General features: G+C 37.3%; 16 protein-coding genes and 1 other RNA gene. 7 read left to right on the top strand and 10 right to left on the bottom strand.

Annotated features, from left to right (window positions below):
• Nucleotides 1-7 precede the first annotated feature (7 nt).
• The 7 genes from lepB to rlmB all read left to right on the top strand — a co-directional run bounded on the left by lepB (nucleotide 8) and on the right by rlmB (nucleotide 9,294).
• The gene (gene lepB / locus ACGH4F_RS03705; protein WP_411590027.1) at nucleotides 8-1,009 is read left to right on the top strand and encodes a signal peptidase I; all 1,002 of its coding nucleotides are present in this window, start codon (nucleotides 8-10) and stop codon (nucleotides 1,007-1,009) included.
• Nucleotides 1,010-1,014: 5 nt separating this feature from the next.
• The gene (gene rnc, locus ACGH4F_RS03700) at nucleotides 1,015-1,695 is read left to right on the top strand and encodes a ribonuclease III (RefSeq protein WP_267350575.1); all 681 of its coding nucleotides are present in this window, start codon (nucleotides 1,015-1,017) and stop codon (nucleotides 1,693-1,695) included.
• Nucleotides 1,692-2,597, top strand: coding sequence for a GTPase Era (era, locus tag ACGH4F_RS03695; protein WP_411590025.1), 906 nt, complete (start codon nucleotides 1,692-1,694; stop codon nucleotides 2,595-2,597). The genes rnc and era overlap by 4 nt, the downstream gene beginning before the upstream one ends.
• Before the next feature lie 384 nt (nucleotides 2,598-2,981).
• On the top strand, nucleotides 2,982-4,574 hold the full coding sequence (gene purH / locus ACGH4F_RS03690) for a bifunctional phosphoribosylaminoimidazolecarboxamide formyltransferase/IMP cyclohydrolase (RefSeq protein ID WP_411590023.1): 1,593 nt from the start codon (nucleotides 2,982-2,984) through the stop codon (nucleotides 4,572-4,574).
• A 45-nt stretch (nucleotides 4,575-4,619) separates the two neighbouring features.
• Nucleotides 4,620-5,912, top strand: coding sequence for a phosphoribosylamine--glycine ligase (gene purD, locus ACGH4F_RS03685; protein WP_411590021.1), 1,293 nt, complete (start codon nucleotides 4,620-4,622; stop codon nucleotides 5,910-5,912).
• A gap of 199 nt (nucleotides 5,913-6,111) precedes the next feature.
• Entirely contained in the window at nucleotides 6,112-8,541 is a 2,430-nt protein-coding gene (rnr, locus tag ACGH4F_RS03680; RefSeq protein WP_411590019.1) for a ribonuclease R, read from the top strand.
• The gene (gene rlmB, locus ACGH4F_RS03675) at nucleotides 8,542-9,294 is read left to right on the top strand and encodes a 23S rRNA (guanosine(2251)-2'-O)-methyltransferase RlmB (protein WP_411590018.1); all 753 of its coding nucleotides are present in this window, start codon (nucleotides 8,542-8,544) and stop codon (nucleotides 9,292-9,294) included. It begins immediately after the preceding gene.
• A 269-nt stretch (nucleotides 9,295-9,563) separates the two neighbouring features.
• Here the strand turns inward: rlmB and ACGH4F_RS03670 are convergent, their stop codons facing one another.
• The 10 genes from ACGH4F_RS03670 to mdoH all read right to left on the bottom strand — a co-directional run bounded on the left by ACGH4F_RS03670 (nucleotide 9,564) and on the right by mdoH (nucleotide 20,309).
• Nucleotides 9,564-11,024, bottom strand: a complete 1,461-nt coding sequence (locus ACGH4F_RS03670; protein WP_411590016.1) for a catalase — start codon at nucleotides 11,022-11,024, stop codon at nucleotides 9,564-9,566.
• A 294-nt stretch (nucleotides 11,025-11,318) separates the two neighbouring features.
• Nucleotides 11,319-11,864 carry a 5-formyltetrahydrofolate cyclo-ligase gene (locus ACGH4F_RS03665; protein ID WP_411590014.1) on the bottom strand — a complete coding sequence of 182 codons (546 nt, stop codon included), beginning with the start codon at nucleotides 11,862-11,864 and terminating at the stop codon, nucleotides 11,319-11,321.
• A 24-nt stretch (nucleotides 11,865-11,888) separates the two neighbouring features.
• Nucleotides 11,889-12,071, bottom strand: a non-coding RNA gene (ssrS, locus tag ACGH4F_RS03660) — 6S RNA.
• Nucleotides 12,072-12,127: 56 nt separating this feature from the next.
• Complete coding sequence (gene zapA, locus ACGH4F_RS03655) at nucleotides 12,128-12,421, bottom strand: cell division protein ZapA (RefSeq protein WP_065559560.1); 294 nt, start codon at nucleotides 12,419-12,421, stop codon at nucleotides 12,128-12,130.
• A gap of 7 nt (nucleotides 12,422-12,428) precedes the next feature.
• Nucleotides 12,429-14,291, bottom strand: coding sequence for a 1-deoxy-D-xylulose-5-phosphate synthase (gene dxs / locus ACGH4F_RS03650; RefSeq protein WP_411590082.1), 1,863 nt, complete (start codon nucleotides 14,289-14,291; stop codon nucleotides 12,429-12,431).
• A 15-nt stretch (nucleotides 14,292-14,306) separates the two neighbouring features.
• On the bottom strand, nucleotides 14,307-15,179 hold the full coding sequence (ispA, locus tag ACGH4F_RS03645; RefSeq protein ID WP_411590012.1) for a (2E,6E)-farnesyl diphosphate synthase: 873 nt from the start codon (nucleotides 15,177-15,179) through the stop codon (nucleotides 14,307-14,309).
• Entirely contained in the window at nucleotides 15,169-15,414 is a 246-nt protein-coding gene (gene xseB / locus ACGH4F_RS03640; protein WP_065559557.1) for an exodeoxyribonuclease VII small subunit, read from the bottom strand. The genes ispA and xseB overlap by 11 nt, the downstream gene beginning before the upstream one ends.
• Before the next feature lie 130 nt (nucleotides 15,415-15,544).
• Entirely contained in the window at nucleotides 15,545-16,912 is a 1,368-nt protein-coding gene (rmuC, locus tag ACGH4F_RS03635) for a DNA recombination protein RmuC (RefSeq protein WP_267379233.1), read from the bottom strand.
• Nucleotides 16,913-16,914: 2 nt separating this feature from the next.
• Nucleotides 16,915-17,889: an elongation factor P--(R)-beta-lysine ligase gene (epmA, locus tag ACGH4F_RS03630; protein WP_267361064.1), complete on the bottom strand. Its 975-nt coding sequence runs from the start codon at nucleotides 17,887-17,889 to the stop codon at nucleotides 16,915-16,917.
• Nucleotides 17,890-17,951: 62 nt separating this feature from the next.
• Nucleotides 17,952-20,309: a glucans biosynthesis glucosyltransferase MdoH gene (mdoH, locus tag ACGH4F_RS03625; protein WP_411590010.1), complete on the bottom strand. Its 2,358-nt coding sequence runs from the start codon at nucleotides 20,307-20,309 to the stop codon at nucleotides 17,952-17,954.
• Nucleotides 20,310-20,319 lie beyond the last annotated feature (10 nt).

Raw genomic sequence — 20,319 nt, 5'->3', positions numbered from 1 at the left:
AAAAAAAATGGCTAATACATTCGCCATCATATTAACAATAGCAACATTGATAACAGGTATCTTTTGGTTTTTAGAAAAATACCGCTGGAAGCCTGCAAGACAGCGTAAAGTTGAGGAAGTCCGTAAACAATGCAATGGTGAAATCGATGGAAAAGTGCTGGCTCAAGTCGGTAAACCAAAAGGTTGGGTAGAAAATTTAGCCTCATTTTTCCCCGTTCTTTTTGTTGTATTTTTCATCCGCTCGTTTCTATATGAACCGTTTCAGATTCCGTCTGGTTCGATGATGCAGACTCTTTTGATTGGTGATTTTATTGCTGTTCAGAAATATTCTTATGGATTGCGTGATCCCATTACTAATACGGTCATTATATCGACAGGGCATCCTAAACGCGGAGATGTTGCCGTTTTTAAACACCCAGATGGTTCAAAAATGGATTTAATTAAGCGTGTAGTTGGCTTGCCAGGTGATAAAATTGTTTACTCAGTTCAAGACAAAAAACTCTTTATTTATCCTGCTTGCCAAAGTAGTGATACCAACTGTGTAGGGCAAAAAACGCAACCACTGGATTTACATTACAGTGAACCAAAATTAAGTAATTGGAAACAAGTTTATCAGCAATTCAAATCAGGGCCTAATTTTTATACTTTAGAACAGTATAAAGAAAAAGGTATTGCTGATTCAAACTCTGTCGAATCATTAAATATAAACATACAGCAAGAAACACTAGGTGATGAACAACACGATATTTTAACAACGGAAAACATAATTGAAAAACCTGAATACTTCTTCCATCAAAATGGACAACCGCTTGCGACTTGGGTTGTACCAGAAGGCAATTACTTTATGATGGGTGATAATCGTGATAACAGTGGCGACAGCCGTTATTTTGGATTTGTGCCTGAATCAAACTTCGTTGGTAAAGCGACAGCAATATGGATTAGCTTTGAAAAACAACCCGATGAATGGCCTACGGGGATTCGCTTTAGCCGTATTGGAGGCATACACTAATCGCCATGAGTATTAAAAATTTAAAATCTTTGCAACAGTCGATTGGCTATCAGTTTCAAAACCTTTCGTTACTTGAATTAGCCTTAACTCATCGAAGTGCGAATAAACGACATAACGAACGCCTAGAGTTTCTAGGCGATTCTATTTTAAGCTTTGCCATTGCAGACGATCTTTTTCATCGATTTAAACAGCAAGATGAAGGTGATTTAAGTCAGATGCGAGCAAGCTTAGTTTGTGGCACAACATTGGCTGAAATAGGTAAAGCATTCAATTTAGGAAATTATCTGACCTTAGGACAAGGTGAATTAAAAAGCGGTGGTTTTCGTCGGGAATCAATTATCGCTGATGCAGTTGAAGCCATTATTGGTGCGATCTATTTAGATAGTAATATTGAAAATGTCAGGCGGTTAATTCTGTCTTGGTATCAGAGCCGGTTAGCAGAAATTAAGCCGGGCGTGAAACAAAAAGATTCAAAAACAAGACTTCAAGAATACTTGCAAGGAATCCATCAAGAACGTCCCTGTTATTTGATCCTTGAAGTTACAGGTGATAAACACGAGCAAGAATTTTTGATTCAATGCAAACTTGAAAATGATGATCATCAATATTTAGGGCGAGGACTTAGTCGCCGTAAAGCCGAACAAGCTGCTGCTCAACAAGCACTCAATCAATTAGGTATAAAATGACAGAAACAACACAACATTGTGGATTCGTTGCCATCGTAGGTCGACCAAACGTCGGCAAATCAACATTATTAAATCAATTATTAGGTCAAAAAGTTTCTATTACCTCGCGTAAAGCTCAAACAACACGTCATCGTATAGTGGGCATTGATACTCAAGATAATGACCAAATAATTTATATCGATACACCCGGTCTTCACATTGAAGAAAAAAGAGCGATTAACCGCCTTATGAATCGAGCGGCAAGTAGCTCTATTGGTGATGTAGAGTTGGTGATTTTTGTCGTTGAGGGGACACACTGGACCGATGATGACGAAATGGTTGCTAACAAATTGAAAGATTGTAAGTCTCCAGTCTTATTAGTGATCAATAAAATTGATAATGTTACCGATAAAAGCCAATTGTTACCTCATATTCAAGAAATCAGCCAAAAAATCAATTTTCTTGATGTCGTGCCAATTAGCGCTGAAAAGGGTGAAGGCATTGATATCATCAAAGATATTGTGAAAAAACATTTACCGGTTGGGGAACACCATTTTCCAGAAGATTACATTACTGACCGATCGCAACGTTTCATGGCATCGGAAATCATTCGTGAAAAATTAATGCGTTTTTTAGGCGATGAATTGCCTTATTCGGTAACCGTTGAAATCGAACAATTTAAAGTTGATGAACGTACAGGCATGTATCGAATCAATGGGTTGATATTAGTCGAACGTGATGGTCAAAAGAAAATGGTTATAGGCAATAAAGGTGAAAAGATCAAAAAAATTGGGATTGAAGCTCGTAAAGGTATGCAATCTTTTTTTGATACTAAAGTTCATTTAGAGTTATGGGTTAAAGTCAAAGCGGGTTGGGCTGATGACGAGCGTGCATTACGCAGTCTTGGCTATAGTGACGATTAAACCTTATTGCTTGGTTATTTAATGAGTTATCAAATTAGTTTAGGTTATTCCGCTTTATTGATAACTCATTTTTTAACCAAATAAATTTTATTGCGATAGGAATACATTAGAACTACCTATTTATCAATTTTTCAGTTACTACCAATCAAACAATACTCTTTATTTTTTAAAATCAGATCACTTTTATAGCTAAAAAAGCTTGTTCTATTTTTCAAGGTAAATTTTCAAATGCTCCATACACTACGCTTAAAATGCTAGATTCGCTTTGCGCGATATAATTAAATTTATCAGAATATAAACTAATCACTAAACATCGATGATGCTTTTCTATATAATACCGATTCAATTGATTTGGATTTAAAGTATTAACTTCGGAGCCCCATCATGCAGCAGTTTCGACCTATTCATCGCGCTTTACTTAGCGTATCTGACAAAACCGGTATTATCGAATTTGCCCAAGCTCTTCATCAACGAAACGTTGAACTTCTTTCCACCGGCGGTACTGCTAAATTGCTTATGAAACACAATATTCCCGTCATTGAGGTTTCAGACTATACCGGATTTCCTGAGATGATGGAGGGAAGAGTCAAAACGCTTCATCCTAAAATTCATGGTGGAATTTTAGGGCGGCGAGGTTTAGATGATGATGTGATGCATCAACATCAAATTGCACCGATTGATATGGTCGTGGTTAACTTGTATCCCTTTGCTGACACCGTCGCTAAATCAGATTGCCGTTTAGAAGATGCCGTTGAAAATATTGATATTGGTGGCCCCACCATGGTACGTGCAGCGGCTAAAAATCATCAAGATGTCGCTATTGTTGTTGATTACAATGATTATGCGGTCATTATTGAATTGATGGATCAGCAACACAATTCCCTGAGCTACTCATATCGTTTCAATTTGGCGATTAAAGCTTTTGAACACACAGCAAAATATGATGGTATGATTGCCAACTATTTTGGGCAGTTAGTGCCGCCTTATTATGGTGAAACCGATAAAGTGTCTGGACAATTTCCACGAACGTTGAATCTTCAATTTATCAAAAAGCAGGATATGCGTTATGGTGAAAATGCACATCAAAAAGCAGCTTTTTATATTGATGAAGATATAAACGATGCATCGATTGCGACAGCTAAACAATTACAAGGTAAGGCACTTTCTTATAACAATATTGCGGATGCGGATGCAGCACTTGAATGCGTTAAATCATTTGATGAGCCAGCGTGTGTGATTGTCAAACACGCTAATCCTTGCGGAGTGGCTGTGAGTGACACCCTTTTGAATGCTTACTTAAATGCGTTTAAAACCGATCCAACGTCTGCTTTTGGTGGGATTATTGCTTTTAATCGTTCTTTAGATGCAAAAACGGCAACCAGAGTTATAGAAAACCAATTTGTAGAAGTGATTATAGCACCGTCAATTAATGAAGATGCACTTGCCATAATGCAGACGAAAAAAAATGTACGGGTATTAGCATGTGGTCAATGGTCGCAATCATCGAATAGTCGTTTAGATTTTAAACGAGTAAATGGTGGACTGTTAGTTCAAGAACATGACTTAGGTATGGTCACCGAAAATCAATTGACAGTGGTGACCAAACGGCAACCAACTCAAAAAGAACTATCTGATGCACTGTTTTGCTGGAAAGTGGCTAAGTTTGTTAAATCAAATGCCATTGTTTATGCCAAAGACAACATGACCATTGGAATTGGAGCAGGACAAATGAGTCGTGTGTATTCGGCTAAAATAGCCGGTATAAAAGCGCAAGATGAAAATTTAGAAGTAGCAGGCTGTGTGGTCGCATCTGATGCATTTTTTCCATTCAGAGACGGTATTGATGCGGCGGCTAAAGTAGGGGTAACTTGCGTGATTCAACCCGGCGGCTCTATTCGTGATGATGAAGTTATTCAAGCAGCTAATGAACATAATATTGCAATGATTTTTACTAATATGCGTCATTTTAGACATTGATCGTATAATATAAATGTCAGTTAAGAACAAATTAAAGGAATGGGTATGAAAGTATTGGTTATTGGTAATGGTGGTCGTGAGCATGCTTTAGCATGGAAAGCGGCACAGTCCCCCTTGGTTACAAAAGTTTTTGTCGCACCGGGTAATGCAGGTACAGCACTTGAGCCTAATTTAGAAAATATTAATATCAAATCAAATGATATTAGTGGATTACTTAATTTTGCCCAGCAACAGCAAATTGATTTAACCATAGTGGGGCCTGAAGTCCCATTAGTACTTGGTGTTGTTGATAGTTTTCAAAAAGCCGGATTAAACATTTTTGGGCCAACTAAATCGGCGGCTCAGCTAGAAGGTTCTAAAGCTTTTACTAAAGATTTTTTAGCGCGTCACCAAATCCCCACTGCTGAATATCAAACTTTTACTGAAATTGATCCTGCCATTGCCTATATACGTGAAAAATGCGCCCCCATTGTGATTAAAGCCGACGGGCTAGCGGCCGGTAAAGGGGTTATTGTTGCCATGACCCTTGAAGAAGCTGAAAATGCTGTACGCGATATGCTAGCGGGTAATGCATTTGGTGATGCGGGTCATCGAGTGGTTATCGAAGAATTTTTAACGGGCGAAGAAGCTAGTTTTATTGTCATGGTTGATGGCAAGCATGTCGAGCCAATGGCAACAAGTCAAGATCACAAGCGAGTCGGTAACGGTGATACGGGTTTAAATACGGGAGGAATGGGCGCTTACTCTCCAGCACCTGTTGTGACAGATGAGGTGTTTACCAAAGTTATGGAACAAATTATCTATCCAACCGTAAATGGCATGGCTCAAGAAGGCAATGTTTATGTTGGTTTTTTGTATGCAGGTTTAATGATTGATAAACAGGGTAATCCTAAAGTAATTGAATTTAATTGTCGCTTTGGCGATCCCGAAACCCAACCCATTATGATGCGTATGCAATCAGACTTGATTGAGTTATGTTTGGCGGCGGTAAATGGTCAATTAAGTACGGTTAAATCCAACTGGGATCGAAGACCTGCATTAGGTGTCGTTATGGCGGCTGGTGGTTATCCAGGTGAATATAATACCCAAGATACAATCATGGGTTTACCTACTGAATCGACAGCTGATTGTAAAGTGTTCCATGCAGGTACGAGTTTTGAAAAAGGGCATGTGTTAACTAACGGTGGTCGTGTACTTTGTGTCACTGCTTTAGGAGATACGGTATTGGACGCTCAGCAACGTGCTTATCAACAAGTTGATAAAATCCATTGGCACGGCTGTTTTTATCGTCATGATATCGGTTATCGCGCCATTGAGCGTGAAAAAAACACTAAATAGATGAATAAAACATAATTGAATTTATATCATTTATAGGCTTAGAAATGGCGAATTAGATTCGGTTTTGATGTTAATAATTTAGTTTTGTTTAGCTATGTAAATTATATCGATAAAGATTAGTAGTAAAAAGGAATGTTTATTTTAAGTTACATAACTCTATGTTATGCTACCAATTAAATATGATCTCTGGATATTCCTTATGATAAACGATCCATTCTATGAACGAGAAGCGCAGAAATATGATTCACCGATAGCCAGTCGCGAATTAATATTAGATTACCTAACCAAAGAGGCGAAGCCTGCTAATTTAGAAAAAATTTCCCAAGCCGTTTTCATTAAAACTGAAGAACAAAAAGAAGCACTACATCGCCGCTTACGTGCAATGGAACGCGATGGTCAAGTCGTGTTTACACGCCGTAAATGTTATGCACTGCCTGAAAAGTTAGATATGGTTAAGGGGAAGGTGATTGCACATCGTGATGGTTTTGGCTTTTTACGTGTTGAAGGAAAACCTGAAGATTACTTTTTATCGCCAGAACAGATGAAAAAAGTCTTACAAGGTGATGTGATTTTAGCCCAACCACTGAGTAATCAATATCGTGGAAAAACAGAAGCACGTGTTGTGCGTATTTTAGAGCCTCGCAGTAATTTAATTGTTGGTCGTTACTTTATTGAACAAGGCGTTGGATTTGTGGTGCCTGATGATAGTCGCTTAAATTTTGATATTTTAATCACTGGTAAACCGAAACGCACAGTACGCATGGGAACGGTCGTCGTTGTTGAGTTACAACAACGCCCAGAACGTCGTCAAAAAGCGGTCGGTGTCATTAAAGAAGTCCTTGGTGAAATCATGGGGACTAACTTAGCCATAGATATTGCTCTTCGTAATCATGAAATCCCATATGAATTTCCTAAAGCTGTTGAAAAAGAGGTGAGTAAATTTGGTGATGAAGTGCCCGAAAAAGCCAAAAAAGGGCGTAAAGATTTACGGGATCTACCTTTAGTTACCATTGATGGTGAAGATGCACGTGATTTTGATGATGCCGTGTATTGCCAAAAAAATCGTGGTGGAGGTTATAGATTATGGGTGGCAATAGCTGATGTTAGCTATTACGTCAGACCCGATAAAGCACTTGATAAAGAAGCCTGCTTACGCGGTACATCGGTGTATTTTCCTTCTCGTGTCGTGCCGATGTTGCCAGAAGCGTTATCAAATGGTCTTTGTTCGCTTAATCCACAGGTAGATAGACTATGTTTAGTTTGTGAGATGACCATATCAAACAAAGGTCGTTTGACCGGTTATCAATTTTACGACGCTGTGATGAACTCACATGCAAGATTGACTTACACCAAAGTTGCAAAAATTTTAGATGGTGATGAAGAACTCCGTCAACATTACCATGATTTAGTGCCACATTTAGAAAACTTATATGGTTTATACAAAGTATTGGATAAGTCGAGAATTGCTCGTGGAGCGATTGGTTTTGAATCGGAAGAACCGAAATTTATTTTCAATGCTGATAAACGGATCGAAAGTATTGAGTTAGCGCAACGTAATGATGCACATAAGATTATTGAAGAGTGTATGATTTTAGCTAATGTTGCAGCGGCAAAACTGGTGATTGTGGCCGATGTACCTGCTTTGTTTCGTGTTCATGATCGTCCAGATGAAGAGCGAATGAATAACTTACGTAGCATCTTACAAGAACTAGGATTATCATTAGGTGGCGGTGTTAACCCAAAATCAAAAGATATTGCCGAATTGATGCTAGCGATAGAAGATCGAATTGATAGTGACATGTTACAGACAGTTATTTTACGTTCGATGAAACAAGCGATTTATGATCCAGAAAATCGAGGTCATTTTGGGCTTGCACTTGAAGAGTATGGTCATTTTACCTCGCCAATTCGACGTTACCCGGATTTACTGTTACATCGAACCATTAAGTGGATATTAGCTAATGAGCAGCATAAAACCAGTAAGACAGGCGGGCATCGTTATACCATTAACGAAATGCTCTATTTTGGCGAACATTGTTCACTGACTGAACGTCGAGCCGATGAGGCTGTGCGTGATGTGGTTGATTGGCTCAAGTGTGATTATATGCAAGATCATGTGGGTGAAGTCTTTAATGGCACCATATCAAGTGTTGTGAACTTCGGGTTTTTTGTCAGATTAGATGATCTATTTACAGACGGTCTGGTACATGTTTCATCGCTTGAAAATGATTATTATATTTATGACGCTTCACGAAATCGTTTAATTGGTGAAAATACCCATTACAGTTACCGTTTAGGTGATAAAGTTAGCGTTAAAGTAGAAAATGTTAATCCTGAAGAAAGAAAAATTGATTTTGCCTTGGTCAGTAGTAATAATAAGCCTAAGCGTCAAGGTAAAACCGCAAAAACTAAGGCTAAACAGCTAAATGATAAAAATAATAACGATATTGCACCGACTAAAAAGCGTAAAAGCAAAAAACAAGTAGTGAGTGGTAGCGTTAGAAAAAAGGTGAAAGCGACAAATAAAAATAAAGGAAAGCGCAAAAAGGTAGATAAAAATGCGGTTCAAATCGCATCGACATCAACAAGTAAAACGACTAAAAGTAAGAAAGTAAAGAGTAAAAAATAGATGAGTGAAACAGTTTACGGTATCCATGCTATAGAAGCACTTTTAACACGTGCCCCTGAAAGAATTATTGAGGTTTACATCGCCAAAGGGCGGGAAGATAAACGTCTTAATAGTCTTGTGCATGAAATAGAACAACTTGGTTTAATCGTGAAAATAACCCATCGCCAGTGGTTAGATGACAAATCTAAAAATGGTGTACATCAAGGTATTTTAGCAATAGTAAAACCCTGTCGTACCTATCAAGAAAATGACATTCCATTACTAGTTGAACAGCAACCCAATCCCGTTATTCTGATTTTAGATGGCGTAACAGATCCACATAATCTTGGTGCCTGCATCAGAACAGCAGACGCCGCAGGGGTTAATTTTATTATTGTCCCGAAAGATCGTTCGGCTCCGCTTAATTCGACGGCACAAAAAGTGGCTTGTGGAGCCGCTGAAAGTATCCCTGTTGTTCGGGTAACCAATTTAGCTCGTACCATGCGAATGTTACAAGATGAGTATCAAGTGTGGATTGTGGGCACGGCTGGAGAAGCAGAACGTACACTTTATCAAACCGACTTTTACAAATCATCAACAAGTATTCCACTGGCTCTGGTTATGGGCGCAGAAGGGGAAGGCATGCGACGTTTAACCAAAGAACATTGTGATGAATTGGTCAGTATTCCAATGGCGGGAATTGTGTCTTCGCTTAATGTCTCGGTGGCAACGGGCATTTGCTTATTTGAGATAGTCAGACAAAAAAATAAATAATTAACTAGGATAAAAAGCTTGGTTTAGTTAAACCACTAACCAAGCTGTAAATAAAACAATATTTGATTGTTTTCTCAAGAAATTCTTCCAAATAACCATCAAAACAGTTTTATATTTATCTATAAATTTTCAACAATAGGGTTAAGTCCTGTTCGCCAGCCAAAATAAGAGTAAATACAAATAAATAGCCTGTTTATTTAACTTAGCGCTAAATTTATTAACCATACAGTGCCGATTAAGCAAAGTCGGCACTGTGGTTATATGGTGAACTAACTTTTGATAAGATCGATTTCAATTCCTAACCCATTGGCAACACCAGAACCATAATCAGGGTGGACTTTATAAAAGTGTTTAAGCTGTCTAATTTGGATATCACGATCAACGTTTTTCATTGAACCGACAATATTATCAATCAGGAGCTGTTTTTGATCGGGACGCATTAAATTGAATAATGCGCGTGGCTGTGAATAGTAATCATCGTCAACACGATGATCATGTCTATCCATTGTACCAGCAGGCACATGCATCGGTGGCTCAGCATATTGTGATTGTTGTTTAGGTGCGCTATCAACACTATTTGGCTCATAATTAGGCGCATTATCTGGTGTATAAAAGCGCATAGCTCCATCACGTTGATAATTGTGTACCGGACATTTCGGCGCATTGATCGGTAATTGTTGGTAGTTTGTGCCTATACGATAACGATGTGCATCGGCATAAGCAAAAATTCGCCCTTGTAACATCTTATCTGGTGATAACCCCGTTCCAGGCACGACATTACTTGGTTCAAATGCGGCTTGTTCAACTTCAGCAAAATAGTTTTCTGGATTACGATTAAGTTCCATTACGCCTACTTCAATTAATGGATACTGTTTTTGTGACCACACTTTTGTCACATCAAAAGGGTTTTCAGGATGATGATTGGCTTGTTCTTCTGTCATTACCTGCATATAAAGACGCCATTTAGGATAGTCACCGCGTTCAATTGCATTAAATAAGTCTTCTTGTGCTGAGTCGGGATTGCTACCATCTAATTCGGCTGCTTTTTTAGGATGGATATTTTTAATACCTTGTTCCGTTCTAAAATGCCATTTAACCCAAGTCCGAACATTATCTTTATTAATAATACTGTAAGTATGACTACCAAAACCATGCATATGTCTAAAGCCGTCAGGAATACCACGGTCAGAGAACAAAATGGTAACTTGATGAAGTGACTCCGGTGACAAAGACCAAAAATCCCACATCATTTGCGGATCTTTTAAGTTGGTTTTAGGATCACGTTTTTGGGTATGAATAAAATCCGGGAATTTGAGGGCATCACGTATAAAAAATACCGGTGTATTGTTGCCAACAATATCCCAGTTACCTTGATCGGTATAAAATTTTACAGAAAATCCCCTAGGATCACGGGCTGTATCGGATGAACCTCGTTCACCACCAACAGTTGAAAATCGGGCAAACACGGGAGTTTGTTTCCCCACTTTGGCAAAAATACTGGCATAAGTATATTGAGTGATATCATTAGTCACGGTAAATGTACCATGTGCACCCGAACCCTTAGCATGTACACGTCTTTCAGGAATGTTCTCACGATTAAATTGTGCAAGTTTCTCAATAAGCTGATAATCATCAATTAATACAGGGCCTCGAGGGCCAGCAGTACGGGAATTTTGATTATCGGCTATTGGTGCTCCATTGTTGGTGGTTAAGGCTTTTTTTTCTGACATTGCTACACTCCTTTTTATTATAAAAAAAAGTCTTAAGAAATAAAATTCCACCATGAGTTAGAATATTTATTCCCTAAGACTTGAGTATGAAACAATAATACAAAACAAAAAAAGAACTAAAAGGATGAATAACATACTGTAAAAAGAAAGATTGTAATTTACAAATTATTACTTTTGAATAGCCATTGTTTAAAAAAACAAAGTTAAGAAATGAAGCGTAAATAAGTATACAACTATTCAATTTTAAATGATACAAATTTCAATCACTTTTTTTAATATAATTGTAAAGGTGATTCAGGCATAAATGATTTGAGGTAATTGGATATCCCAAGGTTGGTTGCTTAGTTGCTGAACTTTTTGGCAGGCAAAACCTAAACCTATAGGTAAAATTTGGTCTGCTTTATAATTAGCTAGCAAACGATCATAAAATCCGCCGCCCATTCCTAAACGATAACCTCGATCATCGAATGCAACTAAAGGAGTGAAAACAATATCTAATTTTTGATGGGGAATGACATTTAATACATTTAAAGCGGGTTCTAAAATACCATACTTATTTTTGATTAATTGACTGTTAGGCGTGTATTGAATAAAAAGTAAGTGAGTGGACACAAAAGGATGAATTATCGGTAAATAGACAGCTTTATTTTGCTGCCATAAATATTCAATAATAGGTTTAGTTTCAATTTCGCCATCAAAAGAGAGAAATATTGCGATATTCTTGGCTTGTCCAACGGCAGTATGATCAGCAATTTTTTGGTAAACTTGTTGCTGGGCAATTTGACGTTCATGAGGCGATAATTGACGCCTTTTTTGGCGAATAATCTGTCGGATGTTCATTAAGTTATCACTTATGAAGAAAAGGAAAACTCCAAGATGTCGTTAGGGTTGTAACCCTTGAACCCAAGGTTCAAGGTGAACAACGTGTTTTAATTTTTAGGTTTCCTTAACATTAAGGCATACACACCAATTAAAAGTCACATCATTCTAAAGTAAAGAATATCGGCTCAGGGGACTAACCCTTAATCGCGAACATCCCAGAGATGGGTAACATAATACAAAATTTGAAAAATCATACAATAGTATTTTTATTAAATTTACAATTAGAGTGATTCATTGTTAGAGTTTAAAGCCGAATCAAGTAACTGTTGTAATAATTTTAAGCGACCACTAAACTGATCACTCTTTTCTTTTTCTTTAGTCAGTTCGTAAGAGATATTCAGTGCAGCCGTCATAATTAGTTGATCACTTCCAACTTGTGGTGATTTTTCACGTAAATTTGTCAAGCGTAGATCGAGATCTCTCGCAGCATTATTGAGGGCGTCCACTTCATCAACTGGACAATTAAATTTTAACGTTCGTCCAAAAATTTGAATAGTGACAGCTTGAGTTTCCATATTTTACCTATTGATTTATAAATTTATTGATTTTATCGATAATATGTTCTGAGTTTAATCCCATTTCAGCCCTAATTTCACTTTGTGATCCTTGTGGAATAAACCTGTCAGGTAATCCAATGTTTAAAATATCACATTTTATTTTTTTCGATAACAGGAATTCATTGATGCTACTTCCTGCTCCGCCTTTAATACTATTTTCTTCTATTGTGACTAGTATATTATGGGTTTGGCTAATCTGCAAAAGTACTTTCTCATCTAATGGTTTTACAAAGCGCATATCAATAACTGTAGCATTAATTTGCTCGGCAGCTTGTAAAACTTCAGGGAGTAATGTGCCAAAATTGAGTAAAGCTATTTTTTCGCCTTCTCGGCATACCTTAGATTGACCTAATGGAATGGCATTTAAAGGTGCTAGCGGTGTTCCTGTTCCTTCTCCTCGAGGATAACGTACCGCTGCAGGCCCTTGATGAAGATAGCCAGTATATAGCATTTGACGACATTCATTTTCATCACTTGGTGTCATGATAACTAGATTTGGTATACATCTTAAAAAACTTAAATCAAATGCCCCTTGATGGGTTTCTCCATCTGCACCCACGATCCCCGCGCGATCTATCGCAAATAAAACAGGCAGATTTTGTATCGCAATATCATGAATAACTTGATCATAAGCACGTTGTAAAAAAGTAGAATAGATTGCCACAATCGGTTTAAAGTCACTAATAGCAAAACCTGCCGCTAACGTTACCGCATGTTGCTCAGCAATAGCCACATCATAAAACTGGTTGGGATAACGTTTAGCAAATTCAGTCATACCAGAACCTTCACTCATTGCGGGGGTAATAGCGATCAATCGCTCGTCCTTTTCTGCCATTTCACACAGCCATTCACCAAAAACTTGCGAATAGGTGGGTGCAATTTTTTTATCTAACGGGAAAGTTCCATCAATAGGATCAAACTTTGGTACACCATGCCAGAGTGTCGGGTTCTTTTCAGCTGGTTCGTAGCCTTTCCCTTTTTGTGTAATGACATGCAATAACTGAGGGCCTTTTAATTGTCGCACTCTTTGTAATGTGGAGACTAAATTTTCAATATCATGTCCGTCAATGGGGCCAATGTAATTAAAACCCAGTTCTTCAAATAAAATGGCAGGAGTGATTAAACCTTTTAAATGTTCTTCTGTTTTTTTAACTAACTCTTTTAATGGCGGAATATTGGAAAGAACACGTTTGCCACTTTCTCGAAAAGAAGTATAGGCCTTACTGGATAGAATTTGCGTTAAATGTTGATTTAATGCTCCGGTATTTTCAGAAATGGACATATCATTATCATTTATAATCACTAACATATCGGGTTTGATATGACCTGCATGATTCATTGCTTCAAATGCCATGCCTGCTGTTAATGCACCGTCTCCGATAATGGCTGCAACTTTTTGACCTGATTGTTTTTTTTGTTCACTAATGGCAATACCCAATGCTGCACTGATTGAAGTTGAAGAATGTCCTGTAGTTAATACGTCATATTCGCTTTCTTCTCGATGTGGAAAAGAATGTATGCCGTCTTTTTGGCGAATAGTCAGCATCTGATCACGGCGACCCGTTAAAATTTTATGTGGATAGGCTTGATGTCCAACATCCCAAATAATTTTATCGAATGGCGTATGATAAACGTAATGGAGGGCGACCGTTAATTCAACTACGCCAAGACCGGAAGCTAAATGTCCACTGGATTGACTTACACTAGTTAACAAAAATTGCCTAAGCTCACGACAAATCGCAGATAATTGCGAAAGCGGATAGCGCCTAAGATCGGTTGGAGAGTTAATTTGTTTTAATAGCGGATAATTATCTAAATTCATCTTTATTATTGAGTGAGTGTGTTAACTATTACGATTAATAATATAACTAGCAAGGTCTTGTAATGGCTTACTATTATAAGGTATTTGCTTCACACTATCGATAGCTTGTTGATAAAGTTGTTGTGTCAACTGTTGCGCATTTTTTAATCCCATTAAGGCCGGATAAGTGCTTTTTTCATGTGCAATATCTGAACCTTGTCGTTTTCCCATAATGGCTTGTTCGCCAATAATATCTAAAATGTCATCTTGAATTTGAAAAGCAAGTCCAATTGCCTTTGCATAATGATCTAAATTAGCATAATAAGGGATAGCTTGATTACCGCTCGCATAGGCGCCTAAGCGTATCGCTGCTTTTATCAAAGCGCCAGTTTTGTAGCAGTGAATTTTTTGTAAATGCTCAAGTGATATCGATTGGTGTTCAGCTTGTAAATCAAGTGATTGTCCTAAACACATCCCATCTAAACCACTTGCTTGTGCCAGCTCGGTTATCATTCTAATTTTGGCTTGATCATCGATGAATTGGCTTTCAGCTAATAATGTAAATGCTAATGATTGTAATGCGTCTCCGGCTAAGATAGCCTGTGCTTCATTAAATTGAATATGGCAAGTAGGTTTACCTCGCCGTAAATCATCATTATCCATAGCAGGAAGGTCATCATGAATAAGCGAATAGGTATGGATTGATTCAATTGCGGCTGCCGGTTCGTCCAAATTAGCAAGTGGACAACCAAACATTTGACCTGTTAAATAGACTAAAATAGGGCGTATTCGCTTACCACCAGCAAGTAAACTGTAACTCATAGCTTGTTGCAAAGTCGATGCCGATTTTTCTGATAAATACGACGTTAAAAAAGCATCAATACGATCTTGCAACGTTTTTAAGTTATTCATCATCATCCACTAAAAAATCTGACAATTCAGCATCACTATTTTCAGATAATAAAATTTGTATCCGTTGCTCTGCTTGTTTTAACTGTTTTTGACCCGCTCTGGCAAGCTTGACCCCTTTTTCAAATTCATTCAATGCTTCATCTAGGGGTAGGTCACCATTTTCTAAATGTGTGACGATAGTTTCAAGCTGTTTCAGTGTTTCTTCAAAACTCGGTTCTTTAGTCGTTTTTTTGGGCATAAGGTAATCCTCTTTTTACTCAGTGAGTATACACGTTATTTTAAGAATGGTGAATGACACTTTATCTGTATATTCTAGCATTTAGCGATCTTCAATGCCTGACGTTCTTCATTATCAATACAATACCTACTTATAATGATTGATTTGAAATAGTCTCTTGCTTCTGCTCCAATTCATCTAGTGACACTAAAGCAAGATCAGGATCGATCGGTTTTTTAACTTCAACACCTAATTCCCGAAATTTTTCAATTTGACCAATGACGTTACCTCGTCCTTTAGCCAATTTATTCATTGAATTTTGAAATGTTTGTTGTGCTTTATCTAAACAGTTACCCAAATTTTCCATATCCTCAACAAAACCACGGACTTTATCATAAAGTTTACTTGCTCTATCGGCAATTAATTCGGCATTACGATTTTGATATTCAAATCGCCATAGATTATGAATAGTTCGCAGTGCTACTAAAAGCGTGGTTGGACTGACTATCATAATATTATTTTTTAGTGCCTCATTGATTAATGAGGGATCCTGATCTATGGCACATAAAAAAGCGGGTTCGACGGGAATAAACATCAGAATATAATCTAACGAATTAATGCCGATAAGTTTATGATAGTCTTTTTGGCTAAGTTGTTTAAGATGATTACGGACTGCTATCAAGTGGTCTGACATGGCTTTAGCTTTGATGACCTCATCTTCGCCATTAAAATAGCGCTCATAAGCAACAAGGGTGACTTTTGAATCAATCACAACATCACCACCTTGAGGTAAATGTACAATGACATCAGGCTGTAATCGTCGATTATCGTCATTGGTTAGATTTACTTGTGTTTCATATTCATAACCTAAACGTAATCCAGAATTATCCAAAATTTGACTGAGGATAAATTCACCCCAATTTCCTTGAGTTTTATTATTTCCTTTTAAGGCATTAGTAAGATTAATCGCTTCTTTAGTCATAAGCTCATTGAGTTGCTGCAAATTACGAATTTCGTGTGTCAGTGTATGACGCTCTTTCGCTTCTTGACCAAAACTATCTTGAACTTGTTTTTTAAAGCCTTCTAACTGCTCTTTAAGTGGTGACAATAAAAAATCTAAACTTTGTTTATTTTGTTGTTCAATTTTTTTACCACTGTGTTCAAATATGCGATTAGCTAAGTTTTCAAATTGGGTTGTAAGACGTTGCTCGCTTTGTTCAAGAATAGTTTGACGTTCATGCGCAGAATTAAGCGTTTCTTCTAAGCGAGTTTTCAGTTCGCTAATTTTCATATTTTGAGCAACGTGTTGTTGTCGATACTCATTAAGTTCATTTTCTAACTGCATGACTTGTTTGACAAGAGTCTGCAATTCCTCTTTTTTCTGTGACAATTGAATATCAAATAATTGTTTGAGATTATGGCTGGTAAATTGGTACTTAAAAACGATTATCAATAAAATTAAGGATACACAACAAAAAATAATTGCAATCCAATCAATTAATCCCAACGCAGCAAGCATAATTAAGCCCTTTCAAAAGTAAATGATACCACATCCGCTAAGCTTTGTGACTCAAGCGCTAGCATGATTAGGCGATCTAATCCTACCGCAACGCCTGCACAATCAGGCAATCCTGCTTCCATTGCTGCTAATAATTCAACATCAATATTTTGTTGTGGTAAGTTTAATTTGGTGCGATCCAGATTATTTTGTTCAAATCGTAGCTTTTGTTCTTGCGCATTTGTCAGTTCTTTAAATCCATTGGCAAGTTCTACACCTTTATAATAGAACTCAAAACGACTTGCAACACGATGATCTTCGGAACTGATAGTGGCTAATGCTGCTTGAGAAGCAGGAAAATTAAAGACAGCTATGGGTCTATCTTTCCCGATATGCGGTTCAACGCCTAAGGTAAACAAGCACTGTAATAATGAATCTCGATCATAATCTTCAGTTTTAATACCCATGTTGAGTTGATTTGCAGCAGTAATTAATGTTTGGTGATCTGCTTCGAGCGGGTCGATATTTAAATGACGTTGAAAAGCTTTTTGGTATGAAATTCTTTCAGCTGGCTCACAATCTAAGACGTATTGTAATAGATCGTCGACTTCGTTGATCATTTGCATCATATCAAATTGAATTCGATACCATTCAAGCATAGTAAACTCGGGATTGTGAATTCGACTCACTTCTTCATGATTACGAAAGGATTTACAGATTTGATAAATAGGACCACTGCCCGCAGCCAGTAAGCGTTTCATATGGTATTCAGGACTGGTAATGAGCGTCATTTTTTGTCCTTGAGATAGTTCAAATTCGCCTGGTTTATAAAAAGTGGTATCAAAGGAACTTAAATGCACATCCGTGACAGCATATTGGCTTAAAGTTGGAGTTTCAACTTCTAAAATACATCGGTCAGCAAAGAATTGTCTTACTTGAGAAACGATTTTTGCGCGCTTAAGAAGGTTAGTGATAGATGCAGAAGGTTGCCAAGTCATAAAAAAATCCATGAGGGTTGATAATTCATAAAAAAGAAATAGGGCTAAAGCCCTATAAATTACTATTGACGTTCATTTTGCCATAATTGGAACAAATTGTCGTATTTTTCTTGTTGCAGCCAAATATGGCGATGCAATTGAGAAAGGATGAAAGGATCTTCTAAAATTGCTAATTGTTGTTCTTTAGTAATTTTTTCAAGATCTGTGTGTAAATAGTGATGAACTAATTCGTCACGTACTAATTGATTTTTTTCATTCGCTAAATGACGTGAAGTAGATAATGCACATGCCAGCGCATTATAAACCGGATCTACAAGTGCCATAATAAAGCCATGTTGCACAAAAGCAGCCTCGGTTTGTTGTAAATAATCGTCTGTCAATGTGACGGCACGAGTTGGATGCGTTTCTTCAGGGGTTAAAAATAAACCTGCTTTTTGAGCTTTGATTCCCACACTAGAAAGACCCGAAACACGAATAACCAATGGAGAAATAGTTAACGGTATCAGGATTGCAATGTACCAATAGGTAAATTGCGGGTTGAGCCAAATTATTATCGCTAACCAAATAATGCCCAATATTGACAGTGGCCAGCAAAAATAGAATGACTCGCCCCATGTTAACGCGTCATCATTTCGTGAAGGGGATTTCCACTGGATTTTACTACCCAACCATGCTTTTACCACAAATTTACTATGAAATATCATGCGGATAGGGGCTAAAATCATCGACCATATCATTTCAATAAGGATAGATAAGGTTAATTTAAAAATTCCACCTACGTCTTTTGCTCTGGTTTTGGCAATGATAATACCGTAGCTAAAAAATTTTGGCGCAAATAATAATATTAACGTTGTCGATAATAGTCTTATTGCTAACTGTTCATCCCATTTAGGCCAAGTAGGATAAAATTGATTGGATTGGTAAAAATATTGTGGTTCTGAAATGTTAAATACCAATAATAATAATGTAGAAAAGATTAAAAAGACCAACCATAAAAGTGACGATATATAAGCCATACCACTGGTCAAAAACATAATGCGGTGGGTGAAGGTAATTCCACTTTTAAAGATTAATCTTAAATTGATTAGATTTCCCATACACCAGCGATTATCTCGTTTAAGATCTTCAATCATGTTGCCAGGAAGCTCTTCATAGCTACCATTAAGATTATAAGCAATCCAAACTCCATAACCAGCCCGTCGCATTAATGTCGCTTCGACAAGATCATGTGACAATATATGAAGAGGCCCTTTACGTTTTTGTAAAGGCGATAAAATACAGTGTTCAATAAAGGGTTTTAAACGAATCATCGCATTATGTCCCCAATATTGTGCTTCACCCAATTGCCAAAAGTGAGTACCTGAACAAAATATATCACTATATATTTGATTAGCGAATTGTTGAATACGCCCATAGAGTGTTTTCATTCTGACTGACTTCGGAGGGGATTGCAAAATACCTGCATTAGGTGTCATTTCCATCATGGCAATCATTTTTAAAATACAGTCGCCAGTCATAATACTGTCTGCATCAAGAATCATCATATATTCATATAAATGACCCCAACGACGACAAAAATCATCGATGTTACCACTTTTACGTTTTACGCGGCGTTTGCGGTGACGGTAAAAAATTTGACATCCGTTATCGGCTTTTTTAGCGTTGAAATCAGCCCAAGCTTTCAGTTCATTAACATAAAGATCGGGATCATTGGTATCACTTAAAATGTAAAAGTCACAACATGCGGCATGACCGGTTTCGACGAGTGATTGGTAAGTTGCTTCTAATCCGGCAAAAACACGTGCCACATCTTCATTACAAATTGGCATAACTAAAGCAGTGCGATGCGTATTGTCAATATGGGATGCAGGATCAGTTGGAATCGGTATGGTGAATCGATCTTTACCTATGACCGCTAAAATTAATCCCATAATACTTGTCCAAAAACCAATTGAGATCCAACAAAACAAGATAGCAAACAGGACTATTATAATTCCTTGAATAATATAGGGAATCACGTTATATATTGCCAGTTCAGGATTTAGCTGCCAATTAGCCATAAAATTAATTTTGTCCCAACTTTGATAGGGTAGCAAAGAAGATAAATAATTTGTGCCTAAATAAGTTTGAATGGCAATCAACAAAAACATGATCAAACGCCGAATTGTGGCAATAAAACTTCTATTTGGCTTGGATTTTGCTTTGAAAGGTTTATTCCAAATTTGAGGTTGGATTGCTACACGCTCAATGTCTGGATAGGTAGGTTGTTGCTTTCTGTCATCATTAAAATCACGAGTATCACTAATTTGATGCAAGCGATACTTCAAAAATGCCACATCATCAGAAGGCATTTCCTGTTGATTTGATTTCTGACACCAGTTATCGGCGTCAGAAAGATGTGAAAAGTAATCATTTTTCATAGGATTATCA

The sequence above is a fragment of the Gilliamella sp. CG35 genome (assembly GCF_046635745.1).
Lineage (GTDB): Bacteria > Pseudomonadota > Gammaproteobacteria > Enterobacterales > Orbaceae > Gilliamella > Gilliamella apicola_I.
The sequence above is the reverse complement of the archived record's forward strand: the minus strand, read 5'-3'. Positions and strand labels throughout refer to the sequence as shown.